Genomic DNA, 17,067 nt, shown 5'->3' on the forward strand with positions numbered 1-17,067 from the left:
CTGGCCCCCCGGTGCACCGCCGAACGGCTCGGTCGGCCCCCGGTCTGCTGACAGGTCTCCAGACTGGCCGGCGCGCGCGGGAAACAATCTTGACGTCGCGACCTTGCAGGTCCACGGCTGGGTGCCCGCGTCGGCGCCGGAGGCCTGGCGCCGCAGCAGTGGTGAGCGCGGGCGCGACGCTCACCCTCACCCTCACCCGATCGGGGCGAGTTTTCCCAGGCTCAGCCCGGCTGTCCGGGCCGCGCGCAGGGCCGTTCTGGCGCGGGCCGCGCCGGTGCGGGTGAACGGCTCGCCGCCTCCGACGGCGGGGGTGCGTGCGCCGAGGCCCGCACAGGGGCGGCAGATGCCGGGGCGGGGAACGGGGTCGTGGCAGGTTGGGCACTCGGCGGGCCGGACGGCGGCCGGGGGTGCGGGGGCTTGGTGGGGCGGCAGCTTGTGCTCGAGGCGATGGCGGATCACGGCTGCCGCCGAGTGCAGGGGGACGGGGAGTCCGGGCAGGAGCGCGTGGGCGAGGTCGGCGTGGGTCGCGCCGCGTTCCAGCCACTGGGCGACCAGCGGTGCGAGCGCCCGCGCTTCGGCCTCGCCGAGGCGCAGGCGGGGATCGGGCCGGATCGCCCGGTGGAGCGCGGCAACGGCCTCGCGGACCTGTTCGTCCGGGGGTGCGCTGGTCTCATCCGCTCGCCGGTGCTCGTCCTTCCGCCCTCCCCGCGCCTCGTCGGCCTCCGTGTGGCGGCCGCCTTCGGGGAGGGTGGTTGCTTTCGCCGGGTTCTTTACTACAGGGGCGCCAGCGCGGCCGGTGGTCGCTTCACCGGGCACCGGACGGGTGGTACCCGGTGACATCGGCTGCGGGGTGTCGTAGACGTGGGCCTCGGTGCGGATGGTGCCGTCGGGCATACGGACCTTCTCGGTCCGGTAGAAGCCCGCGGCGGTCAGCTCCTTGAGGGCCTTGCGGACGGCGCCGCGCCCCTGGGGGCTGGTGTCGGCCATGTGCCGACCGTCCTCGCGCCAGCCGTCGGGGCGGGAGAGGAGGTCGGCGAGCAGACCACGGGCGGTGTAGCTCAGCCGACGGAACTGCAGGACGGCGTTGGGAAGCACGGTGAAGTGGCGTGCGTGTTCGGTACGATGGACATGCATCGGGAGTTGCTCGCTCCTGGTGCCGGGCCCCGGGGTGTTGGTAGCACCGCCGGGGTCAACTGTTTTCTGTTTGAGTTACGGAACGTACCACGGCGCTCACAGCCGCGATGACGCTTTTCGCAACGGGACTGAGGAAACGTCACAGCAGTCCGTCCAGTGTTCGCACCTGCACGAATGAGTAGCCGTACTCATGCGGCGGCCGGGACGGTTCGGCGAGGCTCTACCCATCCTCACCAGCCACATCCCCCGGAGAGAGCGCCATGACCGCAGCGCCCGTACCCCCTACCCGCCAGCCCCTTCCCGTGCGACTCCTGCCCGTTCGGCTGGCGCAGGCCGGGGCCTGGCTCTGGGGCTCCGCGCCCTTCTACGTCCTGGCCCTGCGGCCCTCCCCCGGAAACCACCTGCCGCCCCGGGACCAGTGGGGCTCCGCCGAGGAAGAGACCGCCGAACTCAACAATCTCGTCGCGGGGTTCACCGGCTTCCTGATCCTCAGCTTCGCCGCAGCCGTCGTGTGCTTCTGGGTCTACGCCACCATATGCCTCCGCCGGGGAGAGCGGGACTCCCCGGCCCTCGTCGTCGTCACCGCGCTGGGCAGCGCCCTGCTGGCCGTCGCCGGCACGGACCGGATCTTCCACGGCCTGCTGGACGCCCGCCCCCTCGGCGTCCTCATCCCGCTCCTGTCCGTGAGCCTGGCCACCCTGGTAATCGCCCTCCGAACCTGGCCGCGGCACCTGCCCGCCGCCGCGGCCTGAGCCGGGGAATCAGGCCCAGGGCGGCCCACCCGTCCCCTCCGCCCACAGCGCCAGCGCCCGCCGGTCGACGGTGCGGATGCCGACCTGCGCGCAGAACGCGGCGGCGGCCTTGGTGAACGAGTTGGTCGTCACTACGGCGGCCAGGTCGCCGCGGTGCACATCGCGGTAGGTGCCATTGACCTTCTGCACGCCTGCGAACCGACGAAGGTCCGCGGCCCGTACCGCTTGGCCTGCGCCTTACGCCGCGTACCAAGCACAGACGCGGGTCACTGTCACAAGAGCAGCGCCTCGAGCTCCGGAAGCCGGCCGAACAGGTCGGGGAGGCCGCGCACGCCGTTGCGCACGGACTCGTGCGACAGCGCGAGGTCGGGGCCGGTGCCCGCCTCGACACCGGCGAGGCACCGGAGGATGTTCCACCTCGTGTGCCCCAGCCAGCCGCCGATCATGAACACGAACCAGCTCGGACCTGGCGGCGGCAGCGCTCCGCCCCCCGCGACATAGCCGTCGAGGACCGAGCGGAAGACGGCGGGCCTGATGTCGTCGAAGCCAGGTCCCTTCGCGAGGCTCAGCGCGGTCGAGCCGAGCTCACCGGACAGGTCGAGCATCCCCGAGAGCTCCCAGTCGAGCACCACCGGCCGGCCCTCTCGAGCCAGCAGGTTCCACGGGTGGATGTCCCTGTGGGTCAGCACGACGGGGCCTGGCCGTTCGCAGGTGTCGACGAAGTGGGCGATCGCGAGGAACGTCTCGACGTGGGAGGCGAGTTCGTCGGCCCACGGCTGTCCGGTCGCCGCCGCCCGCGCGGCGAGCTCGGGCCAGTCCCGTGACGTCGGTTCCTCGGCCGACAGCTGGGTCCACGCGACGTCGAGCGCGTGGATGCGCGCGAGGATCTCACCGATCTCAAACGCGTACGCCGCCGACACCGGTGCTTCTGGCACCTCTTCTCCCTCGACCCATCGGTGAACGAGCGTGTCGTGGCTGGCCGAGATCGGCTCCGGCATCGGGATGCCGGCGGCGAAGGCCGCCCGCTCGAACCTGAACACGTCCCCGACGCGATAGGGCCGGCGGCGGTCGACGAGGTTCAACTCCTTCACCGCGAACGAGCCTTGGTCGGTGTCGAGCCGGTACATCCGGTTGGCGAACCCGCCGTGGACGCGGATCATCGGCCCGATCGGCGCGCCGAGATGCGAAAGGTTCACCCACGCATGCTAGGGGCTGGCAGTTCATCGACGCACCGGACTTTCCCGCGATGCATGCTCACGATCACCGCCACGCCGACGAACGGCCACAGCCCGACCACGTACCAAAAACGCCTTAGCCGCGCTCTGGTTCGTCGTGGATGGTCAATGCTCCGGCGAGGTCGAGGTCGGCGCCAGTGCCGTGTGCCCCGGCGCGGACGAGCAGCACTGCGCCGAGCGCGGTGCTCCAGAACGTCCTGGTCTCCACGTCGAGCGGTCGAAGGACCCTCCAGCCGCGACCGTCGATGAGCTGGCTCACGAAGCGCTCGGATTGCCGGAACAGCAACTGGAGGTGCCGGTCGACCACGGGGGCGAGTTCGGGCTTGGAGATCCCGGCGGCGAGTGCTCGCGCGACCGATGGGAGTGAGGGCATGGCCAGTACGGCGCGGGCGATGTTGCGCCGAAACGTCGCCGCATCGGGGGCTTGGCGACCGATGCGCTCGATCCGTCGGGCGTCGTGCAGCAAGCCGAGAAAGGCGGCGTGCACGAGCAGCGAGTCCTTGGAGCCGAAGTAGTAGGTGACCTGGTTGGGGAAGACGCCTGCCGCGTTCGCGATCTCCGCGACGCTCACCTCGGCGCCGGGCCGCTCCTTGCAGAGCCGTGCAGTTGCCTCGATCAGCTGGCGTCTCGTCGCGCGACCGCGGTCACGCGACCGAGCCGACGTCGACCGGGCTTCGGTTCGCTTCTTCTCCACAGCCGAATTGTATGTGATACAACTTGGCCCGTTCGCTTGTATCACATACAAGAAAGGTCGAAGGGCATGCACCGGACTGAAGTCGTCGTGACCGGACTCGGCGCGATCACACCACTCGGCGCAGACGTGGAGTCCACCTGGAGAGCCCTGCTCGCAGGCGAGTCGGGCATCCGCGGCGGCGTCCTGCGCGGCCACGAGGATTCCGGCCTTCCCGACACCGCCGCGGGGACGATGGCGATCGACCCCGCCGAGTCGCTGCCGCCGGTGCAGGCCAGGCGGCTCGACCGCTCGCAGCAGGCGGCCCTCACCGCTGCCGCCGAAGCCTGGGCCGATAGTGGTGCCCCGCGGGTGGACCCGGACCGGCTCGCATCGGCGATCGGCACGGGCATCGGGGGCGTACGGACGCTGCTGAAGGAAGACGACGTACTGGAGGCGGCCGGGAGGCGGCGCGTCTCGCCACGCACGGTACCGATGCTCATGCCCAATGCGGCGGCGGCGCTGATCAGTATCGAATACGGCGCACGGGCCGGGGTCTACACGCCGGTCTCGGCGTGCTCTTCCGGTGCCGAGGCGATCGCCCTGGGGGCCAGGCTCATCCGTGCCGGCGAGGCGGACGTGGTCATCGCGGGCGGGACCGAGGCCGCGATCACCCCGATCACCGTCGCCGGCTTCGCCCAGGCACAAGCACTGTCGCGGTACACCGCCGAACCCGCTTCAGCGTCCCGGCCGTTCGCCGCGGACCGCAGCGGATTCGTCCTCAGTGAAGGCGCCGCCGTCGTGGTGCTCGAGAGCGCTGAGCATGCCAGCCGCCGGGGCGCGCGCGTCCACGCGGTGCTCGCGGGAGCCGGCATCGCCGCCGACGCCCACCACATCACGGCACCCGCTCCCGACGGCTCCGGTCAGGTCTCCGCCATGCGTAAAGCCCTTGCGCAAGCCGGTCTGGCTCCCGAGCAGATCAGCCACATCAACGCCCACGCCACCGGAACTCCGGCCGGCGACGTCGCCGAGGCGCACGCGATCAGGGAGGTCTTCGGCCGCGCCACCGTGACGGCCCCCAAGGCGGCACTCGGTCATCTCTTCGGCGCGGCCGGTGCGATCGAGGCGCTCATCGCCGTCCTCAGTGTGGAGCACGGCGTCATCCCGCCGACCCGCAACCTCACCGCGGCCGGTGTTGGGTCCGACATCGAGCTTGACGTCGTCACAGCGCGACGAGACGTCCCCCAGGAGGCCGTGCTCAGCAATTCCTTCGGCTTCGGCGGACAGAACGTCTCACTCATCGTCACCGGTGCACGGCACCATGCGTCCCGTACGGCCTCGACGACACCATGACCCACACGAACGCGCCATTGTCCGTGGAGGGTCGCCGCCGATTGATCGAATGCTGCAAGACCCGTCCGATCGCGCATGTCGCCGCAGAGATGGGGATTTCCCGAGCAACGGAGTCGAAGTGGCTGAACCGGCGCCGGCGACACGGCGAACTCGGGTTGGTTGATCGAAGCTCGACGCCGCACGGCCAGGCCGAGTGCGACACCAGTCGACGTGGTCACACGCATTGAGGAGATGCGGCGTGCCCACAAGTGGTCGGCCACTCGCCCGGGCGATCAACCCGGGCGGAAGCCCCGCATGATGTCCGGTACCTGTGTGAGTCTCATCGCGGCGACTTCACGGTCAACGTGAGGGCGAGTCCGTCCGCGGGTGGGAACGGTTGTACGTTGAGCGGCACTCCGTGCTTGGTGATGTCCTTGAACAGGAGGTCCCGCAGGTTCCGCTCCGCCACCTCCGGCGTGTTGGGGTTCAGGTTCTGCCCTGCGAGTCCGGTACAGGTGTACCCGCCGGCGGTCAGGGTCCTGAAGTCGGCGGAGGCCTGGATCTTGTCGAACGGGCCTCGTTCGATCCGGTAGGGGATGTACAGCGTCGCCTCCCCCCGGAACCGCCCCCATATGCCCTCGATGGCGTCGACCAGCTGCTCGATCTCAGGCAGAAGCTCCCCCCACTTCGCACCGCGGGCCGAGAGGCGGGAGCAGGCTGCGTGGACCTTGGCGGCCAAGTGCCGTACCTCTTCGGCCTGGGATCTGCTGAGCGGATGCGTCCGCACGCGTCGGGTGAGCAGGCCGGGGCGGGAGACACGGGCCATCGGTGCCACGCTGAGGTGGCACAGCATGGACAGCAGCGAGCGCTCGACGAGTTGGGCGGGGGGAACTTTGTAGAGCTCGAGGCGTGCACCGGCGAGGTCGTGGGCCACCTGCTCGGCAAGGTCTTGTAAGGCCATGACCGGCAGGGTAGTTGAGTGGTCGGGCCGTGAGGTCCACAACGTGGAAACCTGGGCCCGCCGACCTCTCGCAGGTCACCGTGCCGGACTCGGCGGCCGCTCGCTGAGGCGGTGGACGTGGAACTCCGCGTTGAGGCCAGGCGGTAGAAGCGGCTCCGGGGTGAAGGAACCCAGGCGGACGGCGCCGCCCGTCGAGCGGTCCAGGGAGCTGTTGACGATCCGGTCGTTGGTCTTGATCACGACCAGGCAGGGCAGGCCGCCGCGGGACCGGCGGATGTCGTCGAGGAGACGTTCACGGGTTCGCATGTCCGTGCGAAGCGGCTCTCGATCGCCGCGCGACAGGGGCGGTGTCGGAGGCGGCGGCTAGGGTCCGCCCTCGTGAACAGTGCTGATCTCGACTACCGGACCCGAACGCAGTCCGGCTGCATCCCCCCGCACCTGGTCTCCCGGCTCCTCGAGCTCGGTCATGCCGGGGAGGTGGAGTTCCAGGCCGGACGCGGGGAGTGGTGCTGCGCTCGGGAGTGGGCGCAGCTGCTCGACGGCCGGGGCCGGCCGGAGGAGGCGCTGGCGGTGCTGGCCCCGTACGTCGCCACGGGGTGGTGGACGGCGGCCGAGGCCGCGGCCGAACTGCTGGAGGCTCGGGGCCGGGTCGACGAGGCGATCGCGCTGGCCCGTCCGCATGCGGAGGGCGGGGACCGGCTGGCGATGGACTCCTTCGCGCGGTTGCTCGCCCGTCACGGTCGAGGCGACGAGGCGTTCACCCTGCTCCGCCCGCACGTCGAGAACTGGCTCCTGGCCGAGGCCCTGGTCGACGTCGCCGAGGGCACAGGCCGGCACGAGGAGGCCGCCGAACTGCTCACCGCCCGCATCGAGGCTGTTCGCCGCTGCTCTTCCGAGTCGTGCGGCGGGCACGGTGTCGAACCGTCCAACACCGTCGGCCTGCTCGCTTCGATCCGTGAACGCCAGGGCCGCGTCGACGAGGCGATCGCCTAGCGTCCGGGCCGATCAACGTTCCACTCCCAGGGCAGGGCCTCGTCGCAGAAGACGCAGACGAAGTCCTCCTCGCGCACGATGTTGAGCTGCCGGCAGGAGGGGCAGCGTCGGAACACCACCTCGTGCGTGAAGCCGGAGGGGCGAACGATCCCGGCCTGGTCCAGGGCCTCGGCGACGGCCGGCCATGAGCTGACGTCCGGGCAGTAACCGGTCGACTGGTTGCTCACCTCGTTGACCACCCACTGCCCGGACTCCTCGCGGAAACTGATCTCACCGGCGCTCATGACCTCTTCTCCGCCGGCACACACCACGTGCTCACTGCGGCGCGGCGCGAGCCGCAGGGACCCAGTCCGATCGACAACGAAGGTGAAGGGCTCGGACAACTCCTCTGCCGTCCGAGCCGCTGCCCACTCATCGAAGTCCGCTGGCGAGCGCATGTTCTTGCCCTGCCCTTCCGGCCGGACGAGACTCCTCAAGTCGGCAGGTCCGACATAGCGATAGCTCCACCGCAGCATGCTGACGCTCGCCCTCAGCCCGTGAGTTGGTCGCGTCGCACCGTGAACTCGTCCCGTCCGTCCGAGGCCGTGACGCCACGAGGCGCGGTGGAGACCGTGACGAGCTCGTCATCCTCCTGGCGCCTGGCTGATCCGGTGATCACGCAGGCAACGCCGATTTCCAGCGGATAGGCGGAATCCGGACGCAGGACACCATCGGCGTCAAAGACCGGAGCTTTGTCGACCAGCGACCACCGACGCCCGTCCGCATCCGTGAACTGGACCTCCACGATGCCCGGGAACGGTTCGTCGTCCACCCACCGGACCGCTTCAGCACTCAGCTCGACCATGAGCATCCCCCTCGATCAAGGCCACAAGCAGATATCAGCGTCCCGCACCGGCCTCAACCCGTGCACCGGACAACCGCCAACCTAACCCCACCATCGAGCCAGGACCTGGGGAATTACGTGACCACAGCCTTGGGGAATTGCGTGACCGTCGACACCTCGCGTTCCTCGCTCTTGGAATGCTCCCCCGTGGCTCTCGCGGACCAGGCCGAAGCGAATCCCGTCGACCTCGACCGAGAACGGTGCGATCGCGATGTCCGCGAACCTGGCCCCGGCGGATTCCGACCGGCTCTGCCGTCGTGCCCCTTCCGCGCCCGGTAGGCGATGACACGAGCTGGGCACTCAACTGCCTCGGAGGTCCGCGGCAGTATCCGGCCGCGGCAGGCGGTCGGCAGCGCCGGGCGGAGATGCGATACCGGCCGATGGCAGGTCGGCCCGCCGCCGGGTGACGGTCATCGTCAGACGGTGACGCCGGGACGTACGGGTGGCCGTCCGACGGGCGCACGGCAACCTCGCCGCCGGGCCGCACCGCTGCCGGAGTGGCGCCGACAATATCTGGGCCCACGTCAGAGGCCCCGCCACCGAGTTCGCCATCGGTGCCCGCCATCTCTACCGCCTCGCGCCCGACCGGGGCAGCTTGTGGCAGTGGGACGGCACCGGCGAGACCTGGCCCCGGATCGGCGGCCCGGCCGCGGCCCTCGCGGTTCGCCGGTGACCCGGGACCGTGACCGTCGGATGGGACTGAGGACGGCGGCACCCCGGAGCAGGCGGCTGGCGGCTCCCGGACACCGCCACCGGCCCGCTGTCCGCCCTGTACCAGGCCCGTGGGCGTGGCACGGGGGCGGGACGGCCTGTGGGCGGGGAGGCGGCCCGCCAGGCGCACGACCTGTTCGGGTAGCGGCCCGCCACCTGGATCCGCGGCTGTGATGGGATGTCATGACGAAGCCGGCGGCGTACGTGAAGGGGTGGGGGCCCGTGCAAAAGGTGGCGGTGAGCGAGGCACGGGTACGGGGCCTGGTGCTCGGGGCGGCGTTGGGGGACGCGGCGGGGGTGGTCCAGGGCCGGTGGCCGGCCGAGGGGCCGCTGCGGATCGGTGTCAGCACGCAGCTGGCGGCGTTCACGATCGAAGGGGCGATCCGTGCCTCGGTGCGGCTGAACCACAAGGGGATCTGCCACGCACCGTCCGTGGTGTGGCACGCGTACTGCCGCTGGGCCTTTCTGCAGGGCATCGAGCCGGAACGGATCTCTGAGCGTTGGACGCGCGGCAGCGGCGGCCGGTGGCCGAGCGGCTGGCTCGCGCGGGTGCCCGCTCTGCGCGAGCGGCGCGGCTCGGCGCCGGCCACCGTCGCGGCCCTGACCGGGCTGACGCGGGGCACTCCGACGAAGCCGGTCACTGGCAGCCGAGGGGCCCACGCGCTCACCCGGAGCCTGACCCTCGGACTGCTGTACCTCCTCTCCGGTCCCAGTACCTGCGGCGCGGCGATCCGCGAGACGGCCGCGCTCACCCACGGCGCCCCGGACGCGCAGGACGCGGCTTTCAGCGCGGCCGGGGTCGTGTCCCACTGCCTCGCCGAGAACGCCCCCTTCCGGACGTGGACGGCCTCCCGCCCCGGCGACGACCACCCGATCGACGCGCTGGTCCGTTCCCTGCCCATGCCGCACTCGGCGAGCCCGGACACGGTCCTCGACCTGTTGAAGGCACCCGACGCGGTCCCGGACCACGGACAGCTCGCCTGGATCGCCCCGGACGCGACCGCCTGCTCGGCGCTGCTCGGTGCCCTCCTCACGGTCTCCCGCTTCCCCGGCCGCGACACCGTGGACGCGGCCCTGCGGTTCGCGGCCGGCGCTCCGGACGGCCATTCGGTGGCCTCCACCGCCGGGGCGCTGCTCGGTGCCGCGCACGGCGTCGACGCGCTGCCGGTCGAGCTGCTGAGCCGGCTCGAACTCGCCTGGGTGCTCGACACCTTGGCCCGTGACCTGCTCCAGCAGTACGTCGACTCGCCCGGCGGCGGCGAGTACGTACCGGCCCGCGACCCCAACTGGTGGGACCGCTATCCCGGCGGGTGACGGCCGTCACGCGGATCGGAGGGTCCATCACCGAGACGCCTCCCCGGCGGTGGCGCCCGGGTCGAAGCGCACCGAGGCCTCAGAGCGGCTGGCTGTCCGTCCTGCTCTTCACCGCCCCCCCGAGAGGCTGATCGGACCGCGCCTGGACGAACTGGCCGTCACCACCGCCCCGCTCCGGCGGCGGTCGGCAGGGCTGCCGCTGTCCGAGCGCGATCAGAACCCCGGGCTACGCGGGCATCACCCCGTGGATGCGGGAGAGGGTGAACACCCGCTCGTCGTCGCGCAGGTGGCACCAGGCGTGGAGGTAGGGAGCGTCCAGTTCGAGCCGGCTGAGGGTGCGGACGGTCGTGTTGCCCGAGGTGGCGACGTACTCGATCGTGACGGCCTGACCGTCGTTGACGGCATGGGCCAGCTGGCGCACGTCGGTGAACGTCAGGTTGCGCGCGCACCCGGCGATGATCTCCTCGGTGTCGCTGCCGTAAGGGCGGCCGTCGTACGGGTCGGGCTCCGCGACGTCCTGCGGGGCGTCCCGGAGCCGGGCCGCGAGGGCGCGCAGGTCGACGGGCTTCCCCGGGTTCGCGGTGCGGGCATCCCCACGCTGCGTACCGGGCCTGCCGCCGGGCAGGCGCGGGGACGGGAGCGGGTTCGCCGCGCGGTGGCGCTGGGCCCGTTCGATCCGGACGGTCCCGTCGGGTGTCTCGGCGACGGGGGCGTAGCCCGCGGCGCGCAGTGCCGCGAGGGTCTTGTCCGGCGGGGTCCGGCTGATCAGCACCGTCGGTGCGAGCTGCCGCAGACCGAGTGGGGCGAGCTTGCGGTGGGCGGCGAGTTCGGCCAGAAGGGCGGGTTCCTGGCCGTGGATGACACAGGCCGCGGAGACGACGCGCATCCGGCCGTGGCTCCGCGCGGTGTCGTGGACCAGGTAGGAGAGCGGCTGGGGGAGCGGTTCGACGGCGACGGCGGCCAGGTCGGCCTCGATGGCGTCGGGGGTTTGGCCCGCGTCGAGGGCGCGGCGGATGCTTCCCGGGTTGAAGCGCCATACGGAGGCCGTGCCGGCGCTCTCCCGGTCGGCGACGGAGTCCAGCAGCGCGAGGAGGTGCGCCGACGGCGTACCGGCGACCACGGCCGTCAGATCGCTGCCGAAGCGGGCGGTCCCGCTGGCGGCGGGCAGCAGCCGCCGACAGGCGTCGGCCAGCGCTTCGGCGTCGTCGGCGAGCAGGGCGGCCCCGACCGGGGACACGGCCCCGAGGGCGAGCGCGCCGAGCAGTTGCGCCTCCCGGATCAGGGTGGCGAACGGTGTGGCGTCCTGGTGGAGCTCGTCGGCCAGCGGTCGGAGCCACCCGAGCAGTGCCCCCAGGTCCGCCGGGTCGGCCGCGCCTTCGCCCGCCGGGAGCCGGGACGCGGCGGTGAGCAGTCCGTGCCGGGCCTGGACGCAGCCTGCGCACGGCGGTGCCCCGGCGAGCACGGGCAGAGCCTTCCCGTCCTCGTCGCGGCTGCCGCCGGGGGTCAGCGGGAGCGCCCACCAGGCTCGAAGCAGCACGGCGAGGCGGTCGGCCGGTTCCTGCTCGGCCCACGTGTCGTAGGACGCGGTCGCCGCGACCCGGTCACCGTCCCGGGCCAGCAGCCCGGCCGCACTCGCCGCCTCCAGGACCAGGCGTACCGGGAGCTCGTCGCACTGCGCCGCTTTGCCGATCCGGGCGAGCTCGCGGGCGCCGATCCCACCGGCCTTGAGCCGGGCCGGCGGAGCGGCGGCGCACACTCCGAGGACGGACGCGGCGTGGGCGGCGAAGGCCATCGAGACGGCCGCGGCCTCCCGTTCGATCTCCGAGACGGTGACGGGCACCGACCGCACGACGGGTGGGGCGGGTATGAACGGGGCGTGCCAGTCGGAGCCGCGCAGTGCCAGTGCCACCTCCGCGGGCATGCGGGCCGGCCCGTAGCGGTGTCGGTCCCGGACCAGTAGCCCCCGTTCCACCGCCCACTGTTCGCCGGGCGTGGAGTCGGCCGGAACCCCGAACATGATGAAGCCCGGTCGCTCCGGAGCCTCATGTGCCCGCCGGTCGAGGAGTTTGCGGGCCACTGCGGGAGCCTTGGCCACCAGCGCGGCGACCCGGGCCGGATCGCGGTGATGGTCGACCAGCGCCGCCAGCCGCTGTTCTTTCCGGTTGGTGGCGGGTTTGACGTCGAGCTTGGCCAGCATGCGGCCCAGCTCGTCGGAGTTCGAGCCCGCGAGCAGGTGCACGAGCGGTACGTCGAGCCCCAGCGGCGAGGACCACGCGCTGCGCAACGGCGCCGCCATGCGCAGCAGTCCGTCGCCGTCCGGCCACACCAGAGCCCGATCGGCCAGCTCCTCCAGGACGGCGGCCAATCCGCGAGCACGCTCACCGTGCGTCGCGTCCAGGAGGCCTGCCAGCTCGTCCCGCGACGCGGCCGTCAGCGCGGCGAGGGCCTCCCCCACCTGCAGACACGGCAACGCGAGCCGGGGCAGGACCAGCGCCACCGACGCCGGACGCTGAAGACGGTCCGCCAGTTCACCGACCGACTGCGGCTCCGGAGCCACCGCGGCGTCCGGACGCGCCGCCAGGACCCGCTCCAAACCGGCCGCATCGAGACCGCGAAGCCATGCGGCCAGTGCCGATCCGCTCTTCTTACCGATGGGGACACCTCACCACGTAGGAGGACGGCCATACCCTGCCGAAGCCGGCCGGGAGCACCAGGATGGCGTACCAGCGGGGGTGGGTGCGACGACGCCTGGGAACTCTCGGAGGCGGTCCGGGCCTCCGAGAAGGCGGAGAACACCAGATTCAAACTCGTGAGGGGGTGTCCCCCGACACGCTCTCCAATTCTCCCGAACACCATCCGCCAGGCTTCATAACTCTTCTGACCTGCGACGCAGTGAACCCCTGGGCGGCGGCTGAACTCGGTCGGACCGGGGTGAACAAGTCTAAAACCGAGACCAGACGACGCGGCATGGGGCGGCGGTCCGGACTGTATGAACTACGGCGAGTCGAACCCGAGTCGACCCCACGTGCTCCCGGGGGCACTGCCGGTCGCTGGGCACTGCCGGATGCGGAGGCATGTCGGAACCAGAGTCGCTTGGGTCGCTTCAGTAGCTCCGTGAGCCGCCCCTGGGCACACATCCCTGGGCAGGGCTGCCTGACAAGGCGGCCTCCACGGCCAGCGACTCAGCGACTGAAGCGACCCAGGACTGGAACTTCCCCGGCATGAGTACGCGCAGGGGGCCGACCGTCCCGGGAAGGGCACCTCCCCTTCCCGGGCAGCGACCGGAGCTACTGAAGCGACCCAAGCGACCGAGCCGGCGGCTTCCAAGCGGGCCTGTCGCACGCGACACGCCGGTCCCCGGGGCCCTAGAGACTCAGTCGCTTTCAGTCGCTGGGCTTCAGTCGCTGGACAAAACCCCAGGTCAGAGCCCATGCATCCACCCCAGCAGCGACTCAAGCGACTCAAGGTTGGGTATATGAAGACATTCCCGTGTGCGTGTGCGCGTTATAGACCCGGGCTTCAGTCGCTTCAGTCGCTGTTTGCTGTTAAAAATGGCTGCGACCTGCGAAAACGCTGCCAGACCGAAAACAGCGACCGAAGCGACTCGGTCGCTGCCCCAGGGTTCGGTCGCTCAGTTTCCCCGCAAGCCCCAGCAGTCCGGGACGGTATGTCCTCGCTCGGCTAGTCTGTGTGAGCTATCTTCTGGACTTCGGTCGCTTCAGTCGCTGATCCGACACCCGCCAGTGCTCTGACCTGGCTTTTTGCCGTCAGCGACTGAACGAGCGACTCAAATCCGGGCAGCTACCGAGCTACCGAGGAAGCTGCAGTAGCTACTGAACCAAGGGGAAGGGACCAGCGTGACGGCGCCGAAGGCCGTGGGGAGCGACCGAACGGAGCGTCAGCCCGACGCGCTGGCCGTCGCGCGCTGGTGTGCCGCCCAGGGATGGCCGGTCCATCCGCTGGCTCCCGGGCGCAAGACACCGCCGGCGAACTGCCAGCCCTGCCAGGACTCGCAGCACTCCCCCACCGAGTGCACCTGCCCCCGCGTCGGTCGCTGGTGCCACGGCTTCCACGCCGCGACCACGGACCAGGACGTCATCGGCGCCTGGTGGCGGGTCAACCCCGGCTTCGGCACCGGCGTCGCCTGCGGTCCCGCGGGTCTGGTCGTCATCGACGTCGACAGCCACCCCGCCACCGTCCCCGCCAGGGACCGGATCCTGCCCGGCATCCCGATCCACGACCGCGTCAACCTCGACGGCCTGGAGAACGGCTACCACACACTCGCCCTGCTCGCCGCCCTGCGCCAAGCCCCCGACCCCTCCCAGGACACCGGGACCCTGCGCGTGCGGACCCCCTCCGGCGGTCTGCACATCTGGTACCGCGACCAGGCCCACCACCGCTTCACCTGCTCCACCGGCTCCTCCACCGGACGGGCCCTCGCCTGGCAGGTCGACGTCCGCGCCCACGGCGGCTACATCGTGGCCCCCAGCACCGTCACCACCAGCGGCACCTACACTCCCCTGCCCGGCGCCACGATCCCCGCCCCACTCCCCCAGTGGCTCGCCGAGGAGCTCATCCGCACCGGGCACCTCAAGGAGCGTCCCGGCCAGCAGCCCAGCACTCCCCAGCCGGCCGTTCCCGACCGCGCCCGCCAGGCCGTCGTCGCGGCGGGCGGCGGCAAGCGCGGCGCCGAACGGGTCCTCGACACCGTCCTCCAGGACGTCACCGACTGCGCCACCATCCCCGAGGGAGCCGGGTTCACCGGCAAACTCAACCGCGCCGCCTACACCGTGGGCGGCCTCGTCTCCGCCGGACACCTCACCCATGCCGCCGCCGAGCAGCTGCTCGCCGACGCCGCCCGTACCGCCCGCCCCTCCCAGGACCGGCAGAGCTCCGCCGTGATCCGCTCCGGCCTCGCCGCCGGAGCCCGGCAGCCCCTGTACGTCGGGAAGGCGCGAGGATGAGCGACAGCACCCGCAAGAGGACGGTCTTCGACCCCGTGGCCGCTGCCCAGCAGATCCTGGAGTACCCGCCCCTCCCCGGGCCCACGCAGGCCCCCTGGCACGGCGCCGCCGTCCAGGAGAGCCTCCTCGACGCCCCCACACCCGTCGCGGCCCCGCAGGCGCCCGCCCAGCCCCTCCAGACGGCCCCTGTCCCCCACCCCGACCAGGCCCCGGCAGAGCCGCAGGCGGGCCCGCAGGCGAGCCCCAACGGCCTCCTGCCGGACTCTCTGTCCGACCGCGGCAACGCCAAGCTCTTCGTCCACCTCTACGGACGCGACTACCGCCACGTCCCCGGCATCGGCTGGTACCGCTGGGCCACCCACCGCTGGCAGCTCGACGAGGACGACACCGTCCTGTGGGCCGCCGGCGAGATGGCCGAGAGCGTCGCCACCCACGACCCCCGCGGCGTCTACACCAACGCCGACCTGCGCCGGCACCGCCGCCGCGCGCTGTCGACCTCCGGCATGAACGCCATGCTCGCCCAGGCCAAGTCCGCCCCCGGCATGGTCCTCAACGCGGCCCTCCTGGACGCCGACGCCTACGCCCTGTGCACCCCCGGTGGCGTCGTCGACCTGCGCACCGGCGCCATCGTCCCGCCCGACCCCAAGGTCCACCACCACTCGCGCTCCACCACGCTCGCCCCCGCCCGGATGCCCACCCCGCGCTGGGACCGCTTCCTCACCGACACCTTCGGCGACGACAAGGAAGGCCGCCAGACCCGCGACTTCCTGCACCTGCTGCTCGGCTACTCGATCAGCGGCGACGTCGGCGCCCAGGTCATGCCCTTCCTCTACGGCCAGGGCAAGAACGGCAAGTCCGTCCTGCTGGACGTCATGATCCAGCTGCTCGGCGACTACGCGGACGCGGCCCCGCCCGGCTTCCTGATGGCCAAGACCTTCGACGGCCACCCCACCGACCTCGCCGAACTCCACGGCCGGCGCATCATCGTCTGCTCCGAGCTCAAGCCCGGCGACCGCTTCGACGAGGCCCGGGTCAAGCTGCTGACCGGCGGCGACAAGATCAAGGCCCGCCGGATGCGCCAGGACTTCTTCTCCTTCGAGCCCACCCACAAGCTCTGGCTGCTCGGCAACCACCGCCCCGAGGTCGGCACCGGCGGCTTCGCCTTCTGGCGCCGCATGCGCCTGATCCCGTTCGAACGGGTCGTCCCCGAGGAACGCAAGATCGACAACCTGGCCCACGTCCTCGTCGCCGAGGAGGGCCCCGGTATCCTCGCCTGGCTCATCGACGGCGCCCGCCGCTACTTCGCCGGCGAGAAGGACCTCGCCGGCCCCCAGGCCGTCCAGACCGCCACCACGGCCTACGCCGAGACCGAGGACCACGTCGGCCGCTTCCTCAAGGAGGCCTGCATCACCGGGGAGGGCATGCGCGCCGAACAGGCCCAGCTTTTCGGCGCGTACACCCGTTGGTGCGGCTTCGAGGGGGCCAATCCCGTATCCGGCCGTGCGTTCGCCGCACGAGTTCGCGAGACACTGGGTATGACCTCTCCCAAGGAGATGGTCCTGTCCAACAGCCGCAAGTACTACCCGGGCATCGGCCTGATCACCGACGACACAGAGGAGCAGAACGCGTGAGCGCGCTGATCGACCCGGCCGAGCTCGCCCACGAAACCGACCTCGTCTGGCTGGAGGACACCTCCGACCTCGACTACGTCCGCCAGTCGCTCGACCGCCTCACCACCCGGAGAGGTCGCCCGGCCTACCACCGCGACGGACGCATGGTCGGCTACGCGATCCTCGGCCCCGACGCCAAGTCCTCCCGGGCCTCCGGAACCTTCCGCCGCCGCGTCTTCTGGCTGCTGCCCCACGACCGCGACCAGGACCCGGAAGGCCTCTACACCACCGGCGCCCCCTCCGAGGCCGTGGACCCGCGCACCATCGCCCCCGGCGTCAAGGGCTACAAGACCGAGCGCTCCGAGGGCGGGCCCGCCTCCCCGGCCATGCTCGAGCTGGGGATAACGCTCCCGAAGGCCTGACGGCGTCTGAACGCGACGGTGGGGGTGGGGCCCCCCGTGTAGGGGGGGCCCCCCCCCCCGGTTTAGAACCGGGGTTGTACCGCCGG

17 protein-coding genes and 1 pseudogene are annotated in these 17,067 nt (G+C 71.6%); 9 read left to right on the forward strand and 9 right to left on the reverse strand.

Annotated elements, in window-relative coordinates; translation table 11 throughout:
- Positions 1–192: 192 nt before the first annotated feature.
- On the reverse strand, positions 193–1,134 hold the full coding sequence (locus ACFVWU_RS27640) for a hypothetical protein (RefSeq protein ID WP_387625911.1): 942 nt from the start codon (positions 1,132–1,134) through the stop codon (positions 193–195).
- A 302-nt stretch (positions 1,135–1,436) separates the two neighbouring features.
- Between ACFVWU_RS27640 and ACFVWU_RS27645 the strand changes: the two genes are divergently transcribed.
- A complete protein-coding gene (locus ACFVWU_RS27645) occupies positions 1,437–1,886 on the forward strand; it encodes a hypothetical protein (RefSeq protein ID WP_387625913.1) in 450 nt (149 codons plus the stop codon).
- Between the two features lie 9 nt (positions 1,887–1,895).
- On the opposite strand, the gene ACFVWU_RS27650 is transcribed toward ACFVWU_RS27645, so the two are convergent.
- From ACFVWU_RS27650 to ACFVWU_RS27660, 3 genes are all read right to left on the reverse strand, one after another.
- A complete protein-coding gene (locus ACFVWU_RS27650) occupies positions 1,896–2,075 on the reverse strand; it encodes a hypothetical protein (RefSeq protein WP_387625915.1) in 180 nt (59 codons plus the stop codon).
- Positions 2,076–2,158: 83 nt separating this feature from the next.
- Positions 2,159–3,046, reverse strand: a complete 888-nt coding sequence (locus ACFVWU_RS27655; RefSeq protein ID WP_387625916.1) for a phosphotransferase family protein — start codon at positions 3,044–3,046, stop codon at positions 2,159–2,161.
- A gap of 151 nt (positions 3,047–3,197) precedes the next feature.
- Positions 3,198–3,815, reverse strand: a complete 618-nt coding sequence (locus ACFVWU_RS27660) for a TetR/AcrR family transcriptional regulator C-terminal domain-containing protein (protein WP_387625918.1) — start codon at positions 3,813–3,815, stop codon at positions 3,198–3,200.
- 66 nt (positions 3,816–3,881) lie between these two features.
- Here ACFVWU_RS27660 and ACFVWU_RS27665 point away from each other — a divergent pair, with 66 nt between their 5' ends.
- A complete protein-coding gene (locus ACFVWU_RS27665) occupies positions 3,882–5,144 on the forward strand; it encodes a beta-ketoacyl-[acyl-carrier-protein] synthase family protein (protein ID WP_387625920.1) in 1,263 nt (420 codons plus the stop codon).
- A pseudogene (locus ACFVWU_RS27670) lies at positions 5,141–5,408 on the forward strand (leucine zipper domain-containing protein); the annotation flags it as partial. The gene ACFVWU_RS27665 and the pseudogene ACFVWU_RS27670, both read left to right, overlap by 4 nt.
- A gap of 55 nt (positions 5,409–5,463) precedes the next feature.
- Here ACFVWU_RS27670 and ACFVWU_RS27675 read toward each other — a convergent pair.
- Entirely contained in the window at positions 5,464–6,084 is a 621-nt protein-coding gene (locus ACFVWU_RS27675; RefSeq protein ID WP_387625922.1) for a hypothetical protein, read from the reverse strand.
- A gap of 75 nt (positions 6,085–6,159) precedes the next feature.
- Positions 6,160–6,390: a hypothetical protein gene (locus ACFVWU_RS27680; protein WP_387625924.1), complete on the reverse strand. Its 231-nt coding sequence runs from the start codon at positions 6,388–6,390 to the stop codon at positions 6,160–6,162.
- Between the two features lie 72 nt (positions 6,391–6,462).
- On the opposite strand from ACFVWU_RS27680, the gene ACFVWU_RS27685 reads away from it, so the two are divergent.
- Positions 6,463–7,077, forward strand: a complete 615-nt coding sequence (locus ACFVWU_RS27685) for a hypothetical protein (protein ID WP_387625926.1) — start codon at positions 6,463–6,465, stop codon at positions 7,075–7,077.
- Here ACFVWU_RS27685 and ACFVWU_RS27690 read toward each other — a convergent pair.
- Positions 7,074–7,361, reverse strand: coding sequence for a hypothetical protein (locus ACFVWU_RS27690; protein WP_387625928.1), 288 nt, complete (start codon positions 7,359–7,361; stop codon positions 7,074–7,076). The two genes, ACFVWU_RS27685 and ACFVWU_RS27690, sit on opposite strands and share 4 nt — an antisense overlap.
- A 245-nt stretch (positions 7,362–7,606) precedes the next feature.
- Positions 7,607–7,921 carry a hypothetical protein gene (locus ACFVWU_RS27695; protein ID WP_387625930.1) on the reverse strand — a complete coding sequence of 105 codons (315 nt, stop codon included), beginning with the start codon at positions 7,919–7,921 and terminating at the stop codon, positions 7,607–7,609.
- Positions 7,922–8,402: 481 nt separating this feature from the next.
- On the opposite strand from ACFVWU_RS27695, the gene ACFVWU_RS27700 reads away from it, so the two are divergent.
- On the forward strand, positions 8,403–8,633 hold the full coding sequence (locus ACFVWU_RS27700) for a hypothetical protein (RefSeq protein WP_387625932.1): 231 nt from the start codon (positions 8,403–8,405) through the stop codon (positions 8,631–8,633).
- A gap of 275 nt (positions 8,634–8,908) precedes the next feature.
- Complete coding sequence (locus ACFVWU_RS27705) at positions 8,909–9,985, forward strand: ADP-ribosylglycohydrolase family protein (RefSeq protein WP_387625934.1); 1,077 nt, start codon at positions 8,909–8,911, stop codon at positions 9,983–9,985.
- A gap of 226 nt (positions 9,986–10,211) precedes the next feature.
- Here ACFVWU_RS27705 and ACFVWU_RS27710 read toward each other — a convergent pair whose 3' ends face one another.
- A complete protein-coding gene (locus tag ACFVWU_RS27710; RefSeq protein WP_387625936.1) occupies positions 10,212–12,542 on the reverse strand; it encodes a helicase C-terminal domain-containing protein in 2,331 nt (776 codons plus the stop codon).
- A gap of 1,300 nt (positions 12,543–13,842) precedes the next feature.
- Here ACFVWU_RS27710 and ACFVWU_RS27715 point away from each other — a divergent pair.
- The 3 genes from ACFVWU_RS27715 to ACFVWU_RS27725 are packed head-to-tail and all read left to right on the forward strand — an operon-like array spanning position 13,843 to position 16,981.
- Positions 13,843–14,949 (forward strand): bifunctional DNA primase/polymerase, encoded by a 1,107-nt coding sequence (locus ACFVWU_RS27715; protein ID WP_387625938.1) that lies wholly within the window; start codon positions 13,843–13,845, stop codon positions 14,947–14,949.
- Positions 14,946–16,580, forward strand: coding sequence for a phage/plasmid primase, P4 family (locus ACFVWU_RS27720; protein ID WP_387625940.1), 1,635 nt, complete (start codon positions 14,946–14,948; stop codon positions 16,578–16,580). Before ACFVWU_RS27715 ends, ACFVWU_RS27720 begins: the two co-directional genes overlap by 4 nt.
- Complete coding sequence (locus tag ACFVWU_RS27725; RefSeq protein WP_387625942.1) at positions 16,577–16,981, forward strand: DUF6009 family protein; 405 nt, start codon at positions 16,577–16,579, stop codon at positions 16,979–16,981. Before ACFVWU_RS27720 ends, ACFVWU_RS27725 begins: the two co-directional genes overlap by 4 nt.
- Positions 16,982–17,067 lie beyond the last annotated feature (86 nt).

The sequence above is a fragment of the Kitasatospora sp. NPDC058190 genome (genome assembly GCF_042883685.1).
Taxonomy (GTDB): Bacteria; Actinomycetota; Actinomycetes; order Streptomycetales; family Streptomycetaceae; genus Kitasatospora.